Below are 20,873 nucleotides of genomic sequence, written 5' to 3'. Positions count from 1 at the left end.
AAATTCAATGCGTTAGCAGCAGATGCATGCCCGTGCTAATACGGGTTAACGATGGTAAAGAGAAATTGGCAGAGCACGCTTGGGACTGCTGATTTTTCTGCTACAAGCCCTTGCCCCCGCAAAATTCCTGTCCTATTTCAGCCTCGCTCGTGCTAGCACTCGCGGGCAGCGATTGCTAACACCTGAAAATCTCCAACTCGTGCAACTACTTAGGAGGACTGCATGAAATTCCGTCCGCTTCACGACCGCGTCGTGGTCAAGCGCATCGACGCAGAAGAGAAGACCGCTGGCGGCATCATCATTCCCGACACTGCCAAGGAAAAGCCCTCCCAGGGCGAAGTCGTCGCCGTTGGCCCCGGTGGCCGCGACGAGGCTGGCAAGCTGATCCCGATCGACCTGAAGGTCGGCGACCGCGTGCTGTTCGGCAAGTGGTCCGGCACCGAAGTCAAGATCGACGGCCAGGACCTGCTGATCATGAAGGAGAGCGACGTGATGGGCGTTCTCGAAGTCAGCGATTCCAAGAAGAAGGCGGCCTAACAGCCCCCCTCTCCCTCAAGTCAAACACCTCAAGGAAAAATCCAGATGGCAGCCAAAGAAGTCAAATTCTCGGTTGAAGCCCGCGACAAGATGCTGCGCGGCGTCGATATCCTCGCCAATGCGGTGAAGGTCACCCTCGGCCCGAAGGGCCGCAACGTCGTGCTCGACAAGTCGTTCGGCGCTCCGCGCATCACCAAGGACGGCGTCACCGTCGCCAAGGAGATCGAGCTCGAGGACAAGTTCGAGAACATGGGCGCGCAGATGGTGCGCGAAGTCGCCTCCAAGTCCGCTGACGCGGCCGGCGACGGCACCACCACCGCGACCGTGCTCGCGGCTGCGATCGTGAAGGAAGGCGCCAAGTCGGTCGCCGCCGGCATGAACCCGATGGACCTGAAGCGCGGTATCGACCTCGCGGTCGAAGCCGTCGTGGCCGACCTCGAGAAGAACTCGAAGAAGGTCACCTCGAACGACGAGATCGCCCAGGTCGGCACCATCTCCGCCAACGGCGACGCGGAGATCGGCAAGTTCCTCTCCGACGCCATGAAGAAGGTCGGCAACGAGGGTGTCATCACCGTCGAGGAAGCCAAGTCGCTCGAGACCGAGCTCGACGTCGTCGAGGGCATGCAGTTCGACCGTGGCTACATCTCGCCCTACTTCGTCACCAACGCCGACAAGATGCGCGTTGAGATGGACGACGCCTACATCCTCATCAACGAGAAGAAGCTCTCCTCGCTGAACGAGCTGCTCCCGCTGCTCGAGGCCGTGGTGCAGACCGGCAAGCCGCTGGTCATCGTCGCCGAGGACGTCGAAGGTGAAGCTCTCGCCACCCTCGTCGTGAACCGCCTCCGTGGCGGCCTGAAGGTCGCGGCCGTCAAGGCTCCGGGCTTCGGCGATCGCCGCAAGGCCATGCTGCAGGACATCGCGATCCTGACCGGCGGCCAGGCGATCTCGGAAGATCTCGGCATCAAGCTCGAGAACGTCACGCTCAACATGCTCGGTCGCGCCAAGAAGGTGATGATCGACAAGGAGAACACCACGATCGTCAACGGCGCCGGAAAGAAGGCCGACATCGAGGCGCGCGTGGCCCAGATCAAGGCGCAGATCGAGGAGACCACCTCGGACTACGACCGTGAGAAGCTCCAGGAGCGTCTCGCCAAGCTCGCGGGCGGCGTCGCGGTGATCCGCGTCGGCGGCGCGACCGAGGTCGAGGTGAAGGAGCGCAAGGATCGCGTTGATGACGCGATGCATGCGACCCGCGCGGCTGTCGAGGAAGGCATCGTCCCGGGCGGCGGCGTCGCCCTGCTCCGTGCTTCCGAGCAGCTCAAGGGCCTGCGCACCAAGAACGACGACCAGAAGACCGGCGTCGAGATCGTGCGCAAGGCGCTGTCCGCGCCGGCCCGCCAGATCGCGATCAACGCCGGCGAAGACGGCTCGGTGATCGTCGGCAAGATCCTGGAGAACAAGACCTACAATTACGGCTTCGACTCCCAGACCGGCGAATACGTCAACCTGGTCAGCAAGGGCATCATCGACCCGACCAAGGTCGTGCGCACCGCGATCCAGAACGCAGCCTCGGTTGCGGCTCTCCTGATCACCACCGAAGCCATGGTCGCCGAGCTGCCCAAGAAGGGCGGCGCCGGTCCGGCGATGCCCCCGGGTGGCGGCATGGGCGGCATGGACTTCTAATCCAGCCGTTCTGGCGAACGACAAGAATGCGAAACCCCGGCAGCGATGCCGGGGTTTTTGTTTTCGGACAGTACACGCAAAAGTGGTATCTTACTCGTCATTCCGGGGCGGCGCGCAGCGCCGAGCCCGGAATCCATTTCACCACTCGCTCATGGCCTATTGCGTCTATCTCCTCGCCAGCAAGAAATACGGCACGCTCTATCTCGGCGTGACGAACGATATCGTCCGCCGCACCCACGAGCATAAGAGCAAAGCTGTTGCTGGTTTCAGCAAGCGATACGCCGTCGACAGGCTGGTGTGGTTCGAGGTCTACGACGATCCCGTCACCGCCATAGAGCGTGAGAAGGAATTGAAGAAGTGGCGGAGGGAATGGAAGATCCGGCTCATTGAGGAGCAGAATCCCGAGTGGATCGACTCGTATCCGCAAATTGCGGGCTGAGCTTGTGGAGCAATGGATTCCGGGCTCGGCGCTGCGCGCCGCCCCGGAATGACGAAAGGAGGTTGGCCCGCAAGCTTATTGCACCTTCCCCAGCCGCTCGAACCGCGGCTCGCCGTCGGCGTTGAGCGACCAGAAGATCCGCGTCACCCGGCCGACGAGATTGTCCATCGGCACAAAGCCCATCGCCTTCGTCGCGCGGCTGTCGCTCGAGTTGTCGCGGTTGTCGCCGAGCACGAAGAGATGGCCTGGCGGCACCGTGTAGACGTTGGTGTTGTCGTAGAAACCGTTGTCGATGCAGTCGTAGGTCACGTAACTCGTGCCGTTCGGTAGCGTCTCGCGCCAGCGCTTGACCTTCGCGCCGGCATCGCCCCCGCAGACGGAGCCGCCGGGCGTGTCCTTGAGCGGGACGCGCGTCACCGCGCGGTCGTTGAGGATAAGCTGCCCCAGCTGCACCTGGATGCGATCGCCGGGCAGCCCGACCACGCGCTTGATGTAGTCGATGGAGGTGTCCTTCGGCGAGCGAAACACGACGAGGTCGCCGTACTCGGGCTCGGCGGCAAAGACGCGGCCTGAGAGCCAGGACGGCGAATAGGGAAACGAATAGCGGCTGTAGCCATAGGCATATTTCGCGGCGAACACGTAATCGCCGACGACCAGCGTCGGAGCCATCGAGCTGGAAGGTATGTTGAACGGCTGGAACAGAAAGAAGCGGATCAAGAACGGCGGCGACCACAGCAACGGGATCAGCAGGATCAGGATGACGATCGCCTTCCATTCCCTGGACTGCGCCGACGGCCGGATGGTTTCCTGAAGAGTGGTCATGCACCTGCCCGATCGAGATTGTGGTGATCGCGAGATTGCGCAACCTAGGGACGCGCGCAATCCCTGCAATCCCCAACTTGGTCGCACGGCGCCTTACCTGCGTTCAACGCGGGTGCGCGAGGTCCCTGAAACAGAGCCGCAGCCACTCGATGGTCAAACGCGTCGCCGGATCGCGTCTCAGATGGTTCTGCACCAGCAGCCAGACGTCGCGACGCTTGCCGAGGAGCGTTGCGCGCAGGCTGCGATCGGCCAGCAGCGTCGCGCAATTGTGCTCCGGCAAGACACCGACGGCGCGATGCGACCTGATCAACGTCTGGATGACGCGGACATTGTCGGTGATGCAGCGCGCAGCACCGAGGCGCCTTGCACGCAAGTACTGCGACTCCGGAATCGCATCGAGCTCGTCCGGATAGGCGCAGACCACCGGCGCGGCATCGACTGCCTCCGCCGGCTCGAAGAAATACAGCTTCACCTCGGCAAGCTTGGAGATGGTGAAGTCGCCCTTCTCCGGCTTGCGCAGCCGGATGGCGAGATCGGCCTGCCAGCGCGAGAACTTGACGTTCTCGCTCGAGGTGAGGAATTGCAGGGTCAGGCCCGGGTTCTCGCGCAAGAATGGCTCGGCGCGCGGCGCGAGCAGCTCCTCCGCGACCGAATTGGTGGAGGCGATGCGCAGCCGCCCGACCGGGCCCGGCTCGCTTTCCCTGATCCGCCCGATCTCGGCGACGTGTCCGGCAATCGCACCGATATGCGCGAGCACCTTCTCGCAATGCCCTGTCGGCCGGCGCACGCCGTCCACGGCCTCGAACAGCGGCACGCCAAGGTCGCGCTGGATGCGGGCAAGACGCCGCCCGACCGTGGTCTCGTCGATGCGCAGCCGCGCGCTCGCACCGGCATAGGTGCCCTCGTCCCGCACGGCGGCGATGATGCGCAGGTCGTCCCAGTTCATCCGCAACGATTAGCACGCAGGCTGCCTTGCCTGCAAATATGCAGCCACCTGCTGCAATAGTCCTGCACGAATGCTGGCCGCGGCCGCGCTAGCCTGCGGCGGTCCGACTTCATGGAAAGGCTCTCATGACCGCCCCAAAGACCCTGCTCGAACTCGCCGGCGCCGACCTGAACCCGCCCACGCTTGGCGCGTCCTGTCTCATCCTGATCGACATCCAGAACGAATACCGCGCCGGCCCGCTCGCGCTGCCCGACGCCGAGGCCGCGATCGCGAGCGCGTCTCGCCTGCTCGCACGCGCGCGACAAAGCGGCGCTGCGATCTTCCACATCGCGCACAAGGGCCGCGCCGGAAGCCTGTTCGACCGCGAGGCCGAGCGCGGTGCGATCGTCACGAGCCTGACTCCGCTTGCGAGCGAGCCGGTGATCGAGAAAGCCTTGCCGAACGCCTTTGCCGGCACCGGTCTGCAAGCCCGCCTTGCCGCGACCGGACGCAAGAACATCGTGCTGGCGGGCTTCATGACCCATATGTGCGTAAGTTCGACCGCGCGCGCCGCGCTCGATCTGGCCTTCCGCACCACCATCGCCGCCGACGCCTGCGCCACCCGCGACCTGCCCGACGGCCGCGGCGGGACGATCGCCGCCGCCACCATTCACGAGGTCGCGCTGGCCGAGCTGTCGGATCGCTTCGCGCTCATCGCGCGCGGCGACGCGCTGACGTGACGGAGCACGCGATGCTGCAGCTCTATTTCTTTCCCATGGCCTGCTCGCTTGCGAGCCGCATCGCGTTGATGGAGGCCGGCATCGAGGCGCGCTATCACCTCGCCCATATCTGGACCAAGAAGGTCGTGGACGACGGCAGCGACTTCCGCGGCGTTTCGCCGAAAGGCGCCGTGCCGGTCCTGATCCTGGAGAACGGCGAACGGCTGACCGAGAGCGCAGCGGTGCTGCAATATATCGCCGATTTGAAGCCTGAGCTCGGCCTCGCGGCGCGGCCCGGCGATCCCAATCGCTATCGCCTGCAGGAGTGGCTAAGCTTCATCGGCGCCGAGATCCACAAGGCGTTCCTGTTTCCGACCTTCTGGTACAAGGACGACGCGTCGCTCGCCAAGCCGCGTGCAAGGATCGGCCAGACGCTGTCGGTGCCGGCCACGCATCTCGAAACCCACGAATTCCTCGTCGGCGACCGCTTCACCGTTGCGGATGCGCATCTCACCTGGGCCTTGCTGCTGCTCCGTCCCGCAGGCGTGGACATCGCGCAATGGCCGTCGTTGTCAGCCTATCTCGGCCGCATGCAGGCGCGGCCGGCCGTGAGGGAAGCGATTGCGACCGAGATGGCGCTGCGAAAGACGGTCGCGTCTTAAGCGCGGATCACTCCACCCGCGACAGCACCGCGAGCTTGCGGATGCCCTTGTTGCGATAGGCGTCGAGGAAGGCGTAGTAGTCCTTGAACGACACACAGCCGTTGGAATCGCCGTTCGGCCCGAGCATGAAGGTGTGGGCGAGCAGGCCGTCGCGGCCATAGATCGCGTTCTCGCCGCCGATCGGGGTCAGGCGCAGCGCGGGCACGCCGTGGAACAGCGCCTCGCGCGGCTTCAGCGTGTAGATGTGCGGCGGCGTCACGCCGCGCATGCGGACGCGCGAGGAACGCGGATCGTCGAGGTTGGAGCCGAGGCCGGAATGCGCCTCGAGCTTGGTGCCGTCGGGCAGGTAGACCGTCTTGGCGGTGATGTCGTAGACCGCCGTGTCGCGCTCATAGGGCGGCGCACCGCCGAGCATGGGATTCTGCTCCTTCGGCGCGATGCTCGCGGTCACGCTGGCATCGGCCGACGCATAGGCGAGCAGCCCGCCGGAGGGCTCGCGCTTGCCCCAGAGTTTTTCGATCATCGACTGGCGCGGGCCGGTGATCGACATCACCGCCGCCTTGGCGCGATCGGCGAACGACTTCGGCTTCGCCTCGGGCAGGTGCGCGGTCTCGGCCGGCTCGGCGGCCGCAAGCTGCACTGGCGCGTCAGCGCCGCGCTTGGCCTTCGCGGCGTCAGCGATCTTGGCCGGGCCCTGCGACTTCGGCGCTTCCGCAACCTTCACGGGCGCGGCGGGCTTCGCGTCCTTGGCATCCGCCATCTTCGTCGCAGGAGCCTGCAGCGCGGCGCTCGCCGCGTTCGACTCCACACCCCGGGTCGCAGCGGCCGCAAAGCGCTCGTTGAACATCTCTTGCGTGATCGGCGCGGCGACCTGCACCCGGTCGGGCAGCAGCGAGAAAGCTTCCCTCACCGCCTCGCCCGCCTCGCGCAGCGCCACCCTCGGCGCGCGCTTGATCACCGGCTCGTCGTAGCCGGTGCTGCCGACCGTCGGATAGACGCTCGCGGCAAAGATGTTGCTGTAGACGGTCCAGCCGGCTCCCAGCACGAGGCAGCCGATCGCAGCGGCGCCAAGCACCTTTTGGGTGGTCATGTTCCGGGAAGACTTCCGAAAAGAATCTTTGGACTTCCGTGCCGCGTAACTCTGCGCAGCGATACTCGTACTCATTCGCCTTGCGTCCAGGACGGTGTCACTCAGTCCCCCTTCGAAGTGCCGCTGCTGGTCACGTTCCGACTGCAGCATCTCGCAGGAGGTCGGAGCGTCATTAAGGCCACTTTTAGTTAAATGCGGATTAAGTTCGGGCAGATATGGGGCAACTCGTTAATGCTGTCCCATTTAGGGAAAAAAGCCCGAAGAACTACGGACTTAGGCGGGGCTGTTAACCATAATTCTCACGCCTCTCGGCGCGATCATCTGGGCTCTGCAGCACGCTGTATGACGCATCCAACTACGCCATTTTCGTGATCTCAAAATGCCGTCCGACCATAGCGACGAAGCGTTGCGCGAGGCTGGTGAGTCCTTCCATTCGACGCGCGCGAGATGATGCGGGCACGCAGCGCCGCTGTTGCGGTCTTCCGCGACACGGCGGCGTGACCGAAAGTTGATCGCGCTCAATCTGGAAATGTGCCCAGCGACAAAATAGCTGCGAGCACGGCACTTTTCAGCAGCCTCAGCGCGTGATACGGTACCGTATCAACATCGCCTTGAAATGTGCCGACCACGCGAATGGAGGCTGACATGAAAAGGGGCATACGCGCCGGATGCCTGGCTCTGGCGTGGTCGTTTCTGTTGATGGGACAGGCCGCCGCGCAGCCCGCCAACGCAGGTTGCACGTCGTCGCCATCCGCCGCCGGCACCCAGGCCACTCATGCGCAGACCTGGCGCTGCGACAACGGCATCACGATCATTGCTGAAAACGGCGCCAGATTTGAACTTAAGGACGCCAACCGCGACGGACATATTGATTCCGTGGAATTGAGCAGCAAGGCCCTGCTCATCGAGGTTCCCAAGAAGCCCGGCGGCAATCCCTTCAAGGTGCTGACACCGCAGGCGATCGCGGCGGTGCGCGGCACCAGATGGGCCGTCGATGCCGCCGACGGCAAGACGTCCGTCTTCGTCGCCGACGGACGTGTCGGCGTCGGCCGCAGGACTCGCGGACGCGCCGTCGTGCTCGGACCGGGTGACGGCGTCGACGTCGAAGCGGCCGGCACGCTGGAGGTCAAGCGCTGGGGCCAGCCGCGCATCGACGCCTTGATGGCAAGGCTCGGACAATAGGGGCTCGGACAATAAGGCTCGGACAGTAAGTTTTGGACAAGAGAGCGGATTGCAAACGGCCATATGAGTAGCCGACGCGTTGAGATCCTGGTTGCGCTCGTCCTCACCGCGCTGTGGGGCGCCAGCATCTATGCGGCTCATGCCAACGGCCATCTGCGGTTTCTGGATCGTCTCGAGGCAACGCTGACGGATTTGCGCACGCTGGCGCGCGGCGTGCAGCGTCCACCCGATCTCGTCACCATCGTTGCGATCGACGACGCCGTCGTGAAGCGCGGCGGCCGCTACCCGCTGCCGCGTGCCGATCTCGCGCGCGTGGTCGACACCGTCGCGCAATTCAAGCCGAAGGTCATTGCCGTCGACCTCCTGCTGGTCGATCGCAGCGGTGGACTCGGCGATGCCACGCTGGCGCATTCGCTCGCCAGCAGTCCCGCGATCCTCGCCGCTGCGGCGATCTTTCCGGCCGCCATCGACACCGTGGCGGCGACCGGCGACGGGCCGCTCGCCACCCTGCCCCAGGCCGAACGCTTCCTGCTGCCGCTACCGGCCTTCGCCGATCGCGCCGAGGTCGGCGTCGTGAACGTCGCGACGGGACAGTCGGGCTCCCCGCTCTCGGTCCCGATGCTGTTCAAGACGAACGACAAGGTCGAATTGTCGTTTCCCCTGCGGGTCGCGAGCCGGGCGCTCGACAAGCCGCTGACGATCGCACCGGACCATCTCATGCTCGGCGATCGCGCGGTACCGACCGACACCGACTTCGCGCTGCCGATCACCTATTACGGTCCGCGCCGTACGATCCGCACGGTCAGCGCGCAGACCGTGTTCGACGGCACGCTCGACCGCGCAGCGATCGAGAACCGGATCGTCGTGATCGGCGCCTCCGTCGCCGGCGGCGGCGATTTCTTCCCGACGCCGTTCGATACCCTGATGCCCGGTGTCGAAGTGGTCTCGACCGCCATCACCCATCTCGTTGCCGGCGACGGCATCGTGCGCGATCGCAGGGTTCATATCGCCGACGCGCTCGCCGCGATCCTGCTGCCGATGCTGCTGGTGGGCCTGCTCGCCTGGCGGCGAAGCGCGCTCGGGCTCGTCGCAGCCGCCGCGGTGATGATGGCCTGGGCGGCGCTGAACCTGTTCGCGTTCACGCACGGCATCTGGCTCAACGCCGCAACCACGCTTGCCGCAGCGGTGCCGCCCGTCGCGGTCTTCGCCGGCGTGCAATTGTGGGCGGGAGGCCGCCGGACGCAATATCTCGCCGCCAAGAGCCGATCACTGGCGCAATTCCAGGCGCCGGCAGTGCAGGAGTGGCTGGCGCGCGATCCCGATTTCCTGGCAAAACCGGTCCGGCAGAACGCCGCGGTCGTCTTCATTGATCTTTCCGGCTTCACCTCGCTCAGCGAATGGATCGATCCGGATACGCTTCGCGACTTGCTCAAAGCCTTTCACGCGCTGATCGACAAATCCGCGGTCTCCTCCGGCGGAATGATCACCGGCTTTCTCGGCGACGGCGCCATGATCCTGTTCGGCCTGCCGCGCGCGATGCCAGATGATGCCGCGCGCGCGATGAAATGCGCAGTCGAGCTGCATCGCGCCGTTCAGGGCTGGATTGCATCGCTGCAGCCTTCGATCCGGGATCAGCTCGACTTCAAGATCGGCGCGCATTTCGGCCCCATCGTCGCCTCGCGCCTCGGCGGAAGCCACCAGCACATCACCGCGACCGGCGACACCGTCAACATCGCGAGCCGGCTGATGGAGGTCGCCGCCCAGCACGATGCAAGGCTCGCGCTCAGCGATACGCTGCTGGATGCGGCCGACTTCCTCGGCGATCCCGACAGCACGCTGAGAGGCCCGCTGCGCACGCAGGTTCGCGGCCGCTCCGGCACGGTCACGGTCTGGTTCTGGCGCGATGAGAGACAACCGGGACAGGCGGCTGCCGAAGCCGACGCGGCGGGCTGAGGCCGCGGACCGCTACTGCGCTTCCGGCGGCGGCGAGCGGTCCAGCACATCGCCCTTGGCGCCTTCCAGCAAATCGATGCCGTAGGTCTCGACGACGAGCGGCCCCCGCTTGCGCTGCAATTCCGCAACGCGCGTCACCTGCGCAAAGAGGTCGTTGAGGAAGGGATGGCCGGAGGGGCGGAGCTCGTCGACATAGATCAGCTTGCCCGCGAGCAGCCTTGGATCAGGCTCGGGCATATTGATCCAGCGGATGCGCTGGTTCTGCTGCACCACGCAGGTGCCGCGCGGCAAATAGAAGGCGAGCCAGCCGGTCGTGCCGTAGTCCGGCGCGAGAACACAGCTCGCACCACTGCGGACACGCGCGGCTTCGATCTCCGCCGCAAGCTCGGGCCAGCCGACGCCGACGCTGCGCACCGTCGCATCGCGACGGTAGCCGGACAGCACACCGGTATTGGCCTGCACGATGAGCGCGGCGAACATCACGATGCCGACGGGCGCGGCCCAACGCAGGCAGAAATCCACCAACCGCCGCTCGCGCGGTTTCCACTGCGAGAGATTGGCCGCGGCCGCAGCCGCGACCACGAAGGGCGGATAGACCGGCGCGAACCAGTTGGCCTCGACGCGGGCATGCAGCGAATGCCAGACGAAATAGGCGACGATGGTCCAGAACATCGTCTCGATCAGCACGCGCGAGGCGAGCGCGCCGGCCCTGCGCCAGGTCAGCGCGTGCAGCCCCATCGCGCCGAGGATGAAGACGAGCGGCGTCGCGAAGGCGATCTGGGTCGGGATCAGCTCGGCGATGAAGACGGGGCGGAAGTCCTCGATCCTGGCGCGGCCGAGCTGCTTTGCGAACGAAACCCATTGATGGTCGGCATTCCAGAGGATCACCGGCAGGAACAGCGCGAACGCGACGAGACCGCCGAGATAGGGCCAGGGCGAGAGAAACCAGCGCCTGAGCTTCGGCACGACGGCAAGCCAGATCAGGATCGCCGGACCGAAGAACATCGCGGTGTATTTCGACAGCAGCGCCGCGCCGACGGCGGCGCCGACCGCGAGCCACCAGGCGCCGCGCCCGGTCTCCAGCACCTTTGCGAGGAAGAACAGGACGAAGCTCGAGGCAACCAGCAGTGGCGCATCCGGCGTGACGATCATCGTGCCGACCGCGGCCATCAGGGTCACATTGAGCAGGATGACGCTGGTCGCGGCAACACGCGCCCCGCCGAACAGGATCGCGGCCGAGCGGTAGATTGCATAGCTCATCGGCAGTGCGAGCAGGATCGAGACCAAGCGTACGCCGAGCTCGGTATCGCCGGCGATCATGGTGCCGGCGCGGATCACGAACGCGACCATCGGCGGGTGGTCGTAGTAGCCGCCCGCAAGGTTCTTCGACCACATCCAGTAATAGGCTTCGTCGAAGGTGATCGGTGTGAAGGCGGCGGCCACCAGCCGCAGCGCGACCAGCGCGACGATCACCAACGCCGTGTTACGGACGATCCGCGCGTCAGCCCCGCCCATGCCAGATCCTTGGCGCGCTACTTCTTGCGCCAGACGAACAGTCCGGACATCGCATAGTTCCACACCACGCCCATCAGCGCGCCGGCGAGGCCCGCCAGCCACCAGATCGGCTCCTGGTCGTAGACCGAGAAGGCGACGCCGACATTGGCGAGCAGGCCGACGCTGCAGACGATGTAGAAGGCGATCAGGCCGCGCACGATCGCAAAGCCTTTGAGTCGCTGATCGCGATAGGTGAGGAAGTTGTTGAGGATGAAATTGCTGGTCATGGCGACGAGCGCGCCTGCCGCCTGCGCCTCCGCGAACGGAACATTGAACAGCTCGAGCGCGAGGAACAGCGTGCTGAGGTGCACGACGAGGCCGATGCCGCCCACCATCGCGAACAGGATGAAGCGCAGCGAGACGATGTCGTTGGTCAGCTTTGCCAGCACGAGGCCGATAAAGTCCAGCGCGACCATGGAATCAAGCTTGCTCTCGCCGTGCTGCCGCGCGCCGAACGTGTAGGGAACTTCGACCGCGCGCAACGTACCGTGCGCGCTCGCGACGACGTCGAGCAGGATCTTGAAGCCGTGCACGGAAAGCTTTGGCGCCAGTTCCTCGAAACGGTCACGGCGAATCATGAAAAAGCCGCTCATGGGATCGGCGATCTCGACCCGCAGCACCTGCTTTGCGACCTCGGTGGCGAGCGCGCTGGCGCCGGCGCGCTGGTTGTTGAAACCCTCGCTCTTGTAGCCCTCGATGTAGCGGCTGCCGACGACGAGTTCGGCCTGCCCGCTCATCAACAGCGACAGCATCCGCGGCAGTTGCGTCTCATCATGCTGGAGATCGGCGTCGATCACGGCCGCGTAAGGCGCGCTGGAGGCCAGGATGCCCTCTATACAGGCGCCGGACAGGCCACGGCGGCCGATGCGGCGGATGCAGCGCACCCGGCTGTCGCGCCGGGCCAGCGCGCGCACGACGTCCCAGGTGCCATCCGGAGAATTGTCATCGACGAACACGACTTCCCAGGCGATGCCGGCAAGCGTCGCCTCCAGCCGCCGGTACAGCACCGTGACGTTATCGCGTTCGTTGAAAGTCGGGACGACGACCGAAAGCTCTGGCGACCGCGAACCCATCTGTTGGCCCTGCGGCGGGCTTTCGGGGCCCGGTCTGATCGCTTCATTCATGACGGAGCGTATATCCGCCACGTCCTGCGCTGCCAAGCCGGGGTTCTCGGGGGAACGGCCGAAAAGGGGCCTTAAAATGCCAACGACCCCGGAACGGCGGACCGCGCGTACATCCGGCGCAGGCCCAAGCTATTCCAAGGTCGTCCCAGCTCCGGAGCTCTTCGCTCAACGTCGCCGTTATGCGGTAAATGGGCACGGCAAAGCGGCTTCGCAAGGGGTTAGAATCCCCTTTTCATGCCCCTATTGGTTGGGCACTTCCCGGATCACGGGGCCGCGCGGCGCAGGTGCGGCCGGTGCCGCGGACGCCGCCGCAGGAGCGGACTCGGCCTTCGCGGGCTTGGGCGGCTTGCCGAACTGGCCGATCGGCCCGAAGACGACGGCGACCGCCAGCACGATCGCCGCGACGATCGCGCCACAAATGCCACCCACCGACTCAGACGACATGCGACCCTATCCCTGCTCCAGAATGTTCCCAGTGATATCATGGATGAATGCGATGCCGGAAGGGCTCCGGACCGCAATGGTTCATGCAGCTACTTCTGCGGCGGCCGGCGCTTGACGAAGGCGGTAACGATGTCCTTCTGCGCGGATTCGACCGCCTTATTCGCAGTGGCGAGATGGGCCCCGGAATCGATGTTCGGATATTGCGTGGTCAAAAAATCGAGCAACGCCACACGATAATACTGCCGCTCCGAGGGACAGGCGCCCGCGACCGAGCGGCTGAAATCCTGCTCCGACAGTCCCTGATTGCTGTCGCGCGAATATTCCCGTGCCAGGCAATGCCAGTAATCGTCACGGCCCTGAATGGCGAGCTTCTGCGCGCCGCGCGCATCATCGTCATCCGCCAGAACAGTAGATATGGCAGCAGATGTCATCATCACGAGCGCCGCTCCCACCATCAGCATCCGCATCTTGTTCTCCTTTTTCGCAGATCCGGCGCAAAGCTTAGACGGGACGCGAGAACTGGCCAATCACAACTCGTTTGACTAGGATGATGGCCTCCCCTCCTCGTCGATGCGAGATTCCCCCGTGGCCAAAGCAAAAACCGCGTCAAAAAAATCCGGCAACATCTTCATCGGCATCGGCGGCTGGACCTTCGAGCCATGGCGCGGCGTGTTCTACCCGGAGAAGCTCGCGCAGGCGAAGGAGCTGTCCTACGCCGCCTCGAAGCTGACCTCGATCGAGATCAACGGCACCTATTACGGCTCGCAGAAGCCGGAGAGCTTTCGCAAATGGGCGAGCGAGGTACCGGAAGGCTTTGTGTTCTCGGTGAAGGGCCCGCGCTTCGCCACCAACCGCCGCGTGCTGGCGGAGGCCGGCGATTCCATCAAGCGGTTCTATGATTCCGGCGTGCTGGAGCTCGGCGACCATCTCGGACCGGTGCTCTGGCAATTCGCACCGACGAAGAAGTTCGACGGCGCCGATTTCGGCAAGTTCCTCGAACTGTTGCCGCGCAAGCTCGACGGCCGCGCGCTGCGCCATGTGGTGGAGGTCCGCCACGACAGTTTCTGCACGCCGGATTTCGTCGCGCTGATCCGCGAATTCGAGACGCCGGTGGTGTTTGCCGAGCACGGCAAATATCCGGCGATCGCCGACGTCGCCGGTGATTTCGTCTATGCCCGGCTGCAGAAGGGCAATGACGAGATCAAGACCTGCTATCCGCCCAAGGAGCTCGATGCCTGGAGCAAGCGGTTTCAAGCCTGGGCCGAAGGGACTGAACCCGACGATTTGCCGAAGGTTGACAAGGCAAAGCCCAAGAAGGAGCCGCGCGACGTGTTCGCCTACGTCATCCATGAAGGCAAGGTGCGCGCACCAGCCGGCGCCATGGAACTGATCGCGCGGGTGGCCTGAGGTTGCCTATGGCAAAGGCGAAGAAGCTCTTCACCATCGGCTATGAGCAGACGCCCCCGAAGGCCGTGCTCGACGAGCTGGAGCAGGCGGGCGTCAAGCTCGTGGTCGACGTGCGCGCGGTGACGTCTTCGCGCCGGCCGGGCTTCTCCAAGAAGCAGCTCGCCGCGGGCTTGGATGAGCGCGGCATCGCCTACGTCCACCTCGCCGCGCTCGGCACACCCAAGGAAGGCCGCCTCGCCGCGCGCAGTGGGCAATACGACGTGCTGGAAAAGGTGTACTCGAAACACCTGAAGACGCCGCAGGCCAAGGAGGAGCTCGACGAGCTCTCCGCGCTCGTGAAGAAGGCAGGTCCCGTCTGCCTGCTCTGCTACGAACGCGACCACACCCACTGCCACCGCCAGATGATCGCGGAGATCATCGAGGAGCGCGATGGCGTGGCGGTGAAGAATCTGGCGGGGCGGCAGGTGTAACCTGCGTCATTCCGGGGCGCGCGTAGCGCGAGCCCGGACTCCATTCATCCACCGGGTCTGCGGCCCGATGGATTCCGGGCTCGCGACTACGTCGCGCCCCGGAATGACGGCTCATCCCTCCCCCGCCAGCCGGAACGTCCCCTCCATCATCTGCACGCAACTGCCGCCGACATGGGCGGAGACGATCTTGCCATTCTGCTTGCGCACGCGCGTCAGCAGGATGCTCGGGCGGCCCATGTCAAAACCCTGGCCGATCGTGTGCCTCAATTCGCCCTCGAGCAGGGAATCGAGATCGGCGAACAACGCGGCCGCCGCGACCGTCGCGCTGCCGGTGGCGGGATCCTCGATCAGGCCGCTCGCGCCCGGGAAGAACATTCGCGCCTGCAATTCGCAGGGCGACTCGGGCGCGGGGACATCACGCGTGTAGAAATAGATCGCGAAAGCGCCGTCGCGCGGCAGCACCCGGCCGAATGCCGCGGCGTCGGGCTTGGCCCGGCGCACGGCGTGGCGCGACCGCACTTCGGCCACCACGAACGGCGTTCCGACACTGACGACCTGCGGCGCGTGACGATCGGTCCTAATATCATCGGCAGTGAGCGACAGGCAGGGTGCAACCTCGGCGGCGGACAGTTGCGCAAGGCGCGAGAGCGGCTGCGGCGCAGTGAGCTCAGCGTTGACCACCCGGCCCTGCTCTCGCCGGATGTCGACCGGCACAAGCCCTGCCTTCTCCTCGAACAGGAGACGCGGCTTCGGTTCCTTTGCGATCGTGGCCAGCACGAAGGCCGAGCCGACATTCGGATGCCCTGCGAACGGAAGCTCCCTGACCGGCGTGAAGATGCGCACCTCGGCATCGTTGGCGCTGTCGCGCGGCGGCAGCACGAACGTCGTCTCGGAATAATTGAACTCGGTCGCGATCGCCTGCATCTGCGCGGTCGAAAGCCCGCCGGCATCGAGCACGACGGCAAGCTGGTTGCCGCCGAAGGCGCGGTCGGTGAACACGTCGACGGTGATGTATCGCCGCTGCATCTTACGTTTCCTCTTCACGCACATGGCGGCCTTGCCGCATCGCGGGCATTGTATAAGCCGGCGACATCGTCCGTCATGCCCCAGAACTCGGAGCATTCGGAGCAATCACCATTTGAGCGCGTCAGAAGCGAAAGAGCGGCTGGGGCGATGCGAGCAGCTGCCCGCGCTCGCTTCGGTCAGGGATCAGCTCGTCGAGAAAGCGCCGGTTCTTCTCGTAGGTCTGCGTCGCCTCGAACTGCGTGTGCGGCCAGTCGCTGCCCCACAGCAGCCGATCGACACCATAGGCCTCGCGCAGCAGCGGATAGGCTGCCTTGGCAAAGCTCTCGCCCGCCGCGCCGTTGCGATACGGCGCCGAGACCTTGACCCAGACGTTGCGCGCCGCGCCGAACTTCAGCACCGACTGAAAGCCGGGGTCGGCAATGCCGAGCTTCGGATCTGGCAGCGTGTAATGATCGAACACGACGCTGACGCCGTGATCGAGCAGCTGCGGCGCGAGCCGCGCGAGGTCGGACGCGTTGCGCTGGACCTCGACCTGCCAGCCCATGGCCTTCACCTCTGCCAGCAGTGCCTTCCAATCAGCGGCGCCAAGATCGGGCAAGGGCTGACCGACGAGATTGAGGCGGATGCCGACGACTCCGGCACGGTCGAGCGCGCGGAGCTCCTCGGCGGACGCTGTGGTATCGACGACGGCGATGCCGCGCAGGCGGCCGGTCGCCGCCTTCAGGCTCTCGACCAGGTAGGAATTGTCGGTGCCGAGAAAGCTCGGCTGCACCAGTACGCCATTGGTCATGCCGTTGCGGTCGAGTTGCTCCAGATAGAGCGCCAGCGGCGCATCGTAATCGGGCGCATAGCGCCGGCCCGGCGCGAGCTTGAGGCCGCGATGGAAGACATGGGCGTGAGTATCGATCGCAGGCAAGGCCGCCTCACTCCTGGCTTTGGTCGCGCTCGCCATGACGAGCGAAGCGAGGCCCGCAGCAAACTCGCGGCGCGTGAGGCCGCTCGGACAAGATGTCGTGGTCATCGCGTCTCATCCTGCCTCAGGCCCGCGTCGCGACGGCCTGCTCAAAGACCTTGCCGCGGGTCTCGGGCAGCAGCAGCACCGCGATCAGCACCAGCGAATAGGCGAACGCCGCGTCGATGCCGATTGCGGGCCCGAGCCCGATGTGATCGCTGAGGAAGCCGACCAGGAAGGGAAATGCCGCGGAGACGATGCGGCCGAAATTGTAGCAGAAGCCGACACCGGTGCCGCGCACGCCTGCGGGATAGAGCTCGCTGAACAGCGCCGCCATGCTCGCGGGGATTCCCGCGGAGAAGAAGCCGAGCGGAAATCCGAGCACCAGCATCTGGCCATTGGTCAGCGGCGCGAAGATATAGACCAGCACGGTGGCGATGCAGGCGCTGGCGAAGAACGCGACATTGGCCCTGCGGCCGATGCGGTCGCTGACGATGCCGCTCGCCACGCAGCCGCAGAAGAAGGCGATGATGATCACGGCGAGATAGCCGCTGGAGCCCAGCACCGAGAGGTGCCGCACTTCGCGCAGATAGGTCGGCAGGAAGGTGGTCAGCGCCGCGTAGCCGCCATGGGCGCCGATGCCGAAGAGACCGCCGATCAGGGTCGAGCGCAGCACATCGCGATGGAAGATGCCGGAGAGCGTCGCGAAGAACGGCGTCTTCTCGCTCGCGGCTGAGCGCGGCGGCTCCTTCAGTCCGCGGCGGATGAAGATGATCAGGAGCGCGGGAAACAGCCCCAGCGCGAACAGGAGCCGCCAGGCGATATCGGTGGGCGCATAGGTGAAGACCAGCGCCGATAGCAGCACGGCCGCGCCCCAGCCCACCGCCCAGGCGCTCTGCACCGAGCCGAGCGCCTTGCCGCGATGCTCGGGACGGATGATCTCAGCCATCAGCACCGCGCCGCAGGCCCATTCGGCGCCAAAGCCGAGGCCCTGGATCGCCTTGAGCACCAGAAGCTGGGTGTAAGTCATCGCGAATGCGCAGGCGAAGGTCGCCAGCGCAAAGGTCGCGACCGTGATCTGAAGCGCCTTGACGCGGCCGAAGCGATCGCCGAGCGCGCCGCCAAGCCAGCCGCCGAACGCGCCGAAGAACAGCGTGATCGAGCCGAGCAGGCCGGCATCGGCCTTGCTGATGCCGAAAGCCGCGATCAGCGCGGGGATGGCAAGGCCGAACATCTGGACGTCGAGTGCGTCCAGCGCCCAGCCGCCAAAACTTGCCCAGAAGGTCCGCTTCTCAAGCGGCGAGCATTCGCTGTACCAGTTCGACATTGTTCCTACCCCTGTATTCGTTATTGCTTGATGTCGTTGAAAGCCGCGCTCACCGGATCTCTGCGTGATAGCGGAAGCGGTCGGCCGGCCCGCGCGAACGGCGCCATTCGATCGGCCGCCGTTCCAGGTCGAGCGCGAGACGCTCAATCACGATCAGCGGTGCGTGAGGCTCAAGGCGCAACAGCCGCGCCTGCATCTCGTTGGCCGTCTCGACGGTCAGGACTTCCTCGGCCGAGACCACCACCTCGCCGCAGCGCTCCTCATAGAGCGGGTAAAGCAGGTCGCCGAACTCGGAGGTGTCGATCTTGAGGATTGGCGCGAAGCGCGATTGCGGCAGCCAGATCTCTTCGGCGAGCAGCGGCACGTCGTCGATGAGCCGCAGGCGCGACAGGCTGATCACGGGCTCCCCGACGGGAATGCGCAGCGCGGATGCGACCGCCGAGGTCGCCGGCACGCTCCTGCGGCGGAGAATTCGGCTCTTCGGCACGCGCCGCTCGCCACTCTCGGACTGGAAGCGGAAGAAGCGGAACAGCGAGGAGTTGAAGCGCGCGCGGCGCACGAAGGTGCCGCGGCCCTGCTGCCGCTCCAGCACGCCGTCGCTGACGAGCTGGTCGATCGCCTTGCGCACGGTGCCGATCGCGACGCCGTAATGCGCGCCAAGCTCGGCCTCCGACGGAATCGGCTCGCCCGGCCGCCATTCATTGCGGTTGATCCGCGCGGCGAGATCGTCGCGCAGGCGCTGGTAACGTGGCAAGCGGTCGTCGAGCGGCGCTGAATTCATATAGTCATATAGATGACTAGATGAAATCTGAGTCAAGCACTACTAAAATACCGTAGACGGAGGAGCTGGGCCACCACGAGCCGCGAGGTCGGGTCGGAGGCTTCTCCAACCCGACTCCGTCTGCTCGTCAGTTCGTCGTCTTCGGCATGCAGGGCGGCTCCTTGTAGGGCGCAGAGGCAAACGCGCCCACTGCCGGAGCCCTCACGCAATCCGCCGCTGCCTGGGGTGCGTTGCGCCGCGTGGCGACATCGCGGGCGGCTGCAGTCTGAATTTGATAGACGGCTGCGGCGATCAGGGCGGCCGAAACAAAGGTCAATCGGGTCATTGGTTTTCTCCGCGTGACAAACGGAAGCCGAGACGTTTCGACTTCCTGAGTGCAGGAGCGGAAAGCACCACGAGAAATTTCATCACGCGCCATCAACGAAACGCGAGCTGCGTCTGAAGCGGTCGAAAGCCTAGCCGAGCTGAAACACCGCCACCGGCTGGTCATAGCCGCGCACATTGACCTCGCCGAGCGCAACCGCATCCTCGCCGTCGTCGCCAAGCGCCTCGCGCACGGACGCGGAGATCAGGAGCTGGGAGCCGAACTCCTTGTTCAAGGCCTCGAGCCGCGAGGCGAAATTCACGGTGTCGCCGATCACCGTGTACTCCTTGCGCCGGGGCGAGCCGATATTGCCGGCGACGACCTCGCCGAAATGGATGCCGATGCCGATCCGGAGCGGCCAGCTCGTTTCCGCGTTGATGTGGTCCATCGCGGTCAGCATCTCGCGGCCTGCGGCGACCGCGCGATGCGCGGCGTCGGAGGCTTCCAGAGGCGCGCCGAACAACGCCAGAAAACCGTCGCCCAGAAACTTGTTCACGATGCCGCCATTGCGGTCGAGGATGTCGACCAGCACGGCGAAGGCGCCGTCGAGGCGGTCGACGACCTCCTGCGGAGTCCGCGTCTGCGCGCCGGCGGTGAAGCCGCGGAAGTCGACGAACATCACCGCGACGCGGCGGACATCGCCGGCCGCGCTCGTCCCCACCGTCATCAGCCGTTCCACCACCTGCGGCGAGACGTGCTGGCCGAACAGGTTGGTCACGCGGTCGCGCGCGGTGGCCGCCGCGATGCTCGCGGCAAATTGCCGCCTGAGCTGCGCGCCAACGGCCCCTGCGAGCACGCCGCAGACCAGGATGATGACGCTGCGCACCGCGTGAAAATAGGTCTGCGGCTCGCCGATGCCGCTCGAAGGATCGTAGATCAGCGCAACGGCGAACAGCTGCGCCGCGGCGACGAAACCGGTGAAGGTCGACAGCCAGAAATCGAGCCGCAGGGTCGAGAGGATGACGAAGATGAAGTAGATCAGCGGCACGGCGAAGCCGAGCGCCTGACTCGCGCCCATGGTCCGGATTTGCAGGATGAGGATGAGCGTGGGCAGCGACGTCTCGATCAGCGCACTGATGTAGCGCCGGACCACGGGCAGATCGCGATTGAGCCTCAGGTTCCGCCTGATCTGGGTGTAGATCCAGACCTCGATCAGGATGAAGCCGATCACGAGGCCGTACTCCACGACCAGTCCGCTCGTGCCGCGCCAGACCCGGTTCACGACGGCAGGGTCGATCAGGTAGATCGCGGTGAGGAAGACCATCATGACGCATCCCGTCATGATCAGCGCCCTCACCCGCATCAACTCGGTGCGCAGCACTTCCCGCGTCAACTCGCGCTCGACATCCTCAGACAAAACGGCGTGCTGCCGCTTTTTTCTGCTGGCAAAGCTGACCATCACTCCCCTC

General features: G+C 65.2%; 22 protein-coding genes. 9 read left to right on the top strand and 13 right to left on the bottom strand.

The window, feature by feature from the left end; all coding sequences use genetic code 11:
* Positions 1–222: 222 nt before the first annotated feature.
* From AXW67_RS20875 to AXW67_RS20865, 3 genes are all read left to right on the top strand, one after another.
* A complete protein-coding gene (locus AXW67_RS20875; RefSeq protein ID WP_027552484.1) occupies positions 223–537 on the top strand; it encodes a co-chaperone GroES in 315 nt (104 codons plus the stop codon).
* A 45-nt stretch (positions 538–582) separates the two neighbouring features.
* Positions 583–2,223 carry a chaperonin GroEL gene (gene groL, locus AXW67_RS20870; protein WP_027552485.1) on the top strand — a complete coding sequence of 547 codons (1,641 nt, stop codon included), beginning with the start codon at positions 583–585 and terminating at the stop codon, positions 2,221–2,223.
* Between the two features lie 151 nt (positions 2,224–2,374).
* The gene (locus tag AXW67_RS20865; RefSeq protein ID WP_063679355.1) at positions 2,375–2,662 is read left to right on the top strand and encodes a GIY-YIG nuclease family protein; all 288 of its coding nucleotides are present in this window, start codon (positions 2,375–2,377) and stop codon (positions 2,660–2,662) included.
* Between the two features lie 75 nt (positions 2,663–2,737).
* Here AXW67_RS20865 and lepB read toward each other — a convergent pair whose 3' ends face one another.
* Together lepB and AXW67_RS20855 are read right to left on the bottom strand one after the other, a co-directional pair.
* Positions 2,738–3,484 carry a signal peptidase I gene (lepB, locus tag AXW67_RS20860; RefSeq protein WP_063679354.1) on the bottom strand — a complete coding sequence of 249 codons (747 nt, stop codon included), beginning with the start codon at positions 3,482–3,484 and terminating at the stop codon, positions 2,738–2,740.
* A gap of 103 nt (positions 3,485–3,587) precedes the next feature.
* Positions 3,588–4,430 carry a LysR family transcriptional regulator gene (locus AXW67_RS20855; RefSeq protein WP_027552488.1) on the bottom strand — a complete coding sequence of 281 codons (843 nt, stop codon included), beginning with the start codon at positions 4,428–4,430 and terminating at the stop codon, positions 3,588–3,590.
* A 125-nt stretch (positions 4,431–4,555) separates the two neighbouring features.
* Between AXW67_RS20855 and AXW67_RS20850 the strand changes: the two genes are divergently transcribed.
* Both AXW67_RS20850 and AXW67_RS20845 read left to right on the top strand, forming a co-directional pair.
* Positions 4,556–5,149, top strand: coding sequence for a cysteine hydrolase family protein (locus tag AXW67_RS20850; protein ID WP_063679353.1), 594 nt, complete (start codon positions 4,556–4,558; stop codon positions 5,147–5,149).
* 11 nt (positions 5,150–5,160) lie between these two features.
* The gene (locus AXW67_RS20845) at positions 5,161–5,790 is read left to right on the top strand and encodes a glutathione binding-like protein (RefSeq protein WP_063679400.1); all 630 of its coding nucleotides are present in this window, start codon (positions 5,161–5,163) and stop codon (positions 5,788–5,790) included.
* 7 nt (positions 5,791–5,797) lie between these two features.
* Here the strand turns inward: AXW67_RS20845 and AXW67_RS20840 are convergent, their stop codons facing one another.
* Complete coding sequence (locus AXW67_RS20840) at positions 5,798–6,880, bottom strand: DUF2778 domain-containing protein (RefSeq protein ID WP_063679352.1); 1,083 nt, start codon at positions 6,878–6,880, stop codon at positions 5,798–5,800.
* 645 nt (positions 6,881–7,525) lie between these two features.
* Between AXW67_RS20840 and AXW67_RS20835 the strand changes: the two genes are divergently transcribed.
* Both AXW67_RS20835 and AXW67_RS20830 read left to right on the top strand, forming a co-directional pair.
* Entirely contained in the window at positions 7,526–8,062 is a 537-nt protein-coding gene (locus AXW67_RS20835; protein ID WP_063679351.1) for a FecR domain-containing protein, read from the top strand.
* A 63-nt stretch (positions 8,063–8,125) separates the two neighbouring features.
* On the top strand, positions 8,126–10,015 hold the full coding sequence (locus AXW67_RS20830) for a CHASE2 domain-containing protein (protein ID WP_063679350.1): 1,890 nt from the start codon (positions 8,126–8,128) through the stop codon (positions 10,013–10,015).
* Between the two features lie 12 nt (positions 10,016–10,027).
* On the opposite strand, the gene AXW67_RS20825 is transcribed toward AXW67_RS20830, so the two are convergent.
* From AXW67_RS20825 to AXW67_RS20810, 4 genes are all read right to left on the bottom strand, one after another.
* Positions 10,028–11,530, bottom strand: coding sequence for a glycosyltransferase family 39 protein (locus tag AXW67_RS20825; RefSeq protein WP_063679349.1), 1,503 nt, complete (start codon positions 11,528–11,530; stop codon positions 10,028–10,030).
* 17 nt (positions 11,531–11,547) lie between these two features.
* Complete coding sequence (locus AXW67_RS20820) at positions 11,548–12,693, bottom strand: glycosyltransferase family 2 protein (RefSeq protein WP_063679399.1); 1,146 nt, start codon at positions 12,691–12,693, stop codon at positions 11,548–11,550.
* Positions 12,694–12,933: 240 nt separating this feature from the next.
* Positions 12,934–13,137 (bottom strand): hypothetical protein, encoded by a 204-nt coding sequence (locus tag AXW67_RS20815; RefSeq protein WP_063679348.1) that lies wholly within the window; start codon positions 13,135–13,137, stop codon positions 12,934–12,936.
* An 89-nt stretch (positions 13,138–13,226) separates the two neighbouring features.
* Positions 13,227–13,604 (bottom strand): hypothetical protein, encoded by a 378-nt coding sequence (locus AXW67_RS20810; protein WP_027552497.1) that lies wholly within the window; start codon positions 13,602–13,604, stop codon positions 13,227–13,229.
* Positions 13,605–13,707: 103 nt separating this feature from the next.
* Here AXW67_RS20810 and AXW67_RS20805 point away from each other — a divergent pair, with 103 nt between their 5' ends.
* Positions 13,708–14,544: a DUF72 domain-containing protein gene (locus AXW67_RS20805; protein ID WP_145927748.1), complete on the top strand. Its 837-nt coding sequence runs from the start codon at positions 13,708–13,710 to the stop codon at positions 14,542–14,544.
* A gap of 8 nt (positions 14,545–14,552) precedes the next feature.
* Positions 14,553–15,014 (top strand): DUF488 domain-containing protein, encoded by a 462-nt coding sequence (locus tag AXW67_RS20800; protein WP_063679347.1) that lies wholly within the window; start codon positions 14,553–14,555, stop codon positions 15,012–15,014.
* Between the two features lie 111 nt (positions 15,015–15,125).
* Here the strand turns inward: AXW67_RS20800 and AXW67_RS20795 are convergent, their stop codons facing one another.
* The 6 genes from AXW67_RS20795 to AXW67_RS20770 all read right to left on the bottom strand — a co-directional run bounded on the left by AXW67_RS20795 (position 15,126) and on the right by AXW67_RS20770 (position 20,863).
* Positions 15,126–16,040, bottom strand: a complete 915-nt coding sequence (locus AXW67_RS20795) for a PhzF family phenazine biosynthesis protein (protein WP_063679346.1) — start codon at positions 16,038–16,040, stop codon at positions 15,126–15,128.
* A gap of 121 nt (positions 16,041–16,161) precedes the next feature.
* Positions 16,162–17,061: an amidohydrolase family protein gene (locus AXW67_RS20790; RefSeq protein ID WP_063679345.1), complete on the bottom strand. Its 900-nt coding sequence runs from the start codon at positions 17,059–17,061 to the stop codon at positions 16,162–16,164.
* A 16-nt stretch (positions 17,062–17,077) separates the two neighbouring features.
* Positions 17,078–18,319: an MFS transporter gene (locus tag AXW67_RS20785; protein WP_063679344.1), complete on the bottom strand. Its 1,242-nt coding sequence runs from the start codon at positions 18,317–18,319 to the stop codon at positions 17,078–17,080.
* A 49-nt stretch (positions 18,320–18,368) separates the two neighbouring features.
* The gene (locus AXW67_RS20780; RefSeq protein ID WP_063679343.1) at positions 18,369–19,100 is read right to left on the bottom strand and encodes a GntR family transcriptional regulator; all 732 of its coding nucleotides are present in this window, start codon (positions 19,098–19,100) and stop codon (positions 18,369–18,371) included.
* A 127-nt stretch (positions 19,101–19,227) separates the two neighbouring features.
* Complete coding sequence (locus AXW67_RS20775; protein WP_027552504.1) at positions 19,228–19,425, bottom strand: hypothetical protein; 198 nt, start codon at positions 19,423–19,425, stop codon at positions 19,228–19,230.
* 130 nt (positions 19,426–19,555) lie between these two features.
* Positions 19,556–20,863, bottom strand: a complete 1,308-nt coding sequence (locus AXW67_RS20770) for an adenylate/guanylate cyclase domain-containing protein (protein ID WP_063679342.1) — start codon at positions 20,861–20,863, stop codon at positions 19,556–19,558.
* Positions 20,864–20,873: the final 10 nt, after the last annotated feature.

Source organism: Bradyrhizobium neotropicale (assembly GCF_001641695.1).
GTDB classification, from domain to species: domain Bacteria; phylum Pseudomonadota; class Alphaproteobacteria; order Rhizobiales; family Xanthobacteraceae; genus Bradyrhizobium; species Bradyrhizobium neotropicale.
Note: the sequence above shows the minus strand (reverse complement) of the source record. Positions and strands in the feature narration are given on the sequence as shown.

Bases quoted from the DNA above. Each gene is read 5' to 3' on its own strand.
- AXW67_RS20830 (WP_063679350.1), top strand. From the start codon at position 8,126: ATGAGTAGCCGACGCGTTGAGATCCTGGTTGCGCTCGTCCTCACCGCG.
- AXW67_RS20810 (WP_027552497.1), bottom strand. From the start codon at position 13,604: ATGCGGATGCTGATGGTGGGAGCGGCGCTCGTGATGATGACATCTGCT.
- AXW67_RS20785 (WP_063679344.1), bottom strand. From the start codon at position 18,319: ATGTCGAACTGGTACAGCGAATGCTCGCCGCTTGAGAAGCGGACCTTC.
- AXW67_RS20840 (WP_063679352.1), bottom strand. From the start codon at position 6,880: ATGACCACCCAAAAGGTGCTTGGCGCCGCTGCGATCGGCTGCCTCGTG.
- AXW67_RS20800 (WP_063679347.1), top strand. From the start codon at position 14,553: ATGGCAAAGGCGAAGAAGCTCTTCACCATCGGCTATGAGCAGACGCCC.
- AXW67_RS20820 (WP_063679399.1), bottom strand. From the start codon at position 12,693: ATGAATGAAGCGATCAGACCGGGCCCCGAAAGCCCGCCGCAGGGCCAA.
- groL (WP_027552485.1), top strand. From the start codon at position 583: ATGGCAGCCAAAGAAGTCAAATTCTCGGTTGAAGCCCGCGACAAGATG.
- AXW67_RS20850 (WP_063679353.1), top strand. From the start codon at position 4,556: ATGACCGCCCCAAAGACCCTGCTCGAACTCGCCGGCGCCGACCTGAAC.
- AXW67_RS20875 (WP_027552484.1), top strand. From the start codon at position 223: ATGAAATTCCGTCCGCTTCACGACCGCGTCGTGGTCAAGCGCATCGAC.
- AXW67_RS20855 (WP_027552488.1), bottom strand. From the start codon at position 4,430: ATGAACTGGGACGACCTGCGCATCATCGCCGCCGTGCGGGACGAGGGC.
- AXW67_RS20815 (WP_063679348.1), bottom strand. From the start codon at position 13,137: ATGTCGTCTGAGTCGGTGGGTGGCATTTGTGGCGCGATCGTCGCGGCG.
- AXW67_RS20795 (WP_063679346.1), bottom strand. From the start codon at position 16,040: ATGCAGCGGCGATACATCACCGTCGACGTGTTCACCGACCGCGCCTTC.
- AXW67_RS20835 (WP_063679351.1), top strand. From the start codon at position 7,526: ATGAAAAGGGGCATACGCGCCGGATGCCTGGCTCTGGCGTGGTCGTTT.
- AXW67_RS20775 (WP_027552504.1), bottom strand. From the start codon at position 19,425: ATGACCCGATTGACCTTTGTTTCGGCCGCCCTGATCGCCGCAGCCGTC.
- AXW67_RS20770 (WP_063679342.1), bottom strand. From the start codon at position 20,863: ATGGTCAGCTTTGCCAGCAGAAAAAAGCGGCAGCACGCCGTTTTGTCT.
- AXW67_RS20790 (WP_063679345.1), bottom strand. From the start codon at position 17,061: ATGACCACGACATCTTGTCCGAGCGGCCTCACGCGCCGCGAGTTTGCT.
- AXW67_RS20805 (WP_145927748.1), top strand. From the start codon at position 13,708: ATGCGAGATTCCCCCGTGGCCAAAGCAAAAACCGCGTCAAAAAAATCC.
- AXW67_RS20845 (WP_063679400.1), top strand. From the start codon at position 5,161: ATGCTGCAGCTCTATTTCTTTCCCATGGCCTGCTCGCTTGCGAGCCGC.
- AXW67_RS20865 (WP_063679355.1), top strand. From the start codon at position 2,375: ATGGCCTATTGCGTCTATCTCCTCGCCAGCAAGAAATACGGCACGCTC.
- lepB (WP_063679354.1), bottom strand. From the start codon at position 3,484: ATGACCACTCTTCAGGAAACCATCCGGCCGTCGGCGCAGTCCAGGGAA.
- AXW67_RS20825 (WP_063679349.1), bottom strand. From the start codon at position 11,530: ATGGGCGGGGCTGACGCGCGGATCGTCCGTAACACGGCGTTGGTGATC.
- AXW67_RS20780 (WP_063679343.1), bottom strand. From the start codon at position 19,100: ATGAATTCAGCGCCGCTCGACGACCGCTTGCCACGTTACCAGCGCCTG.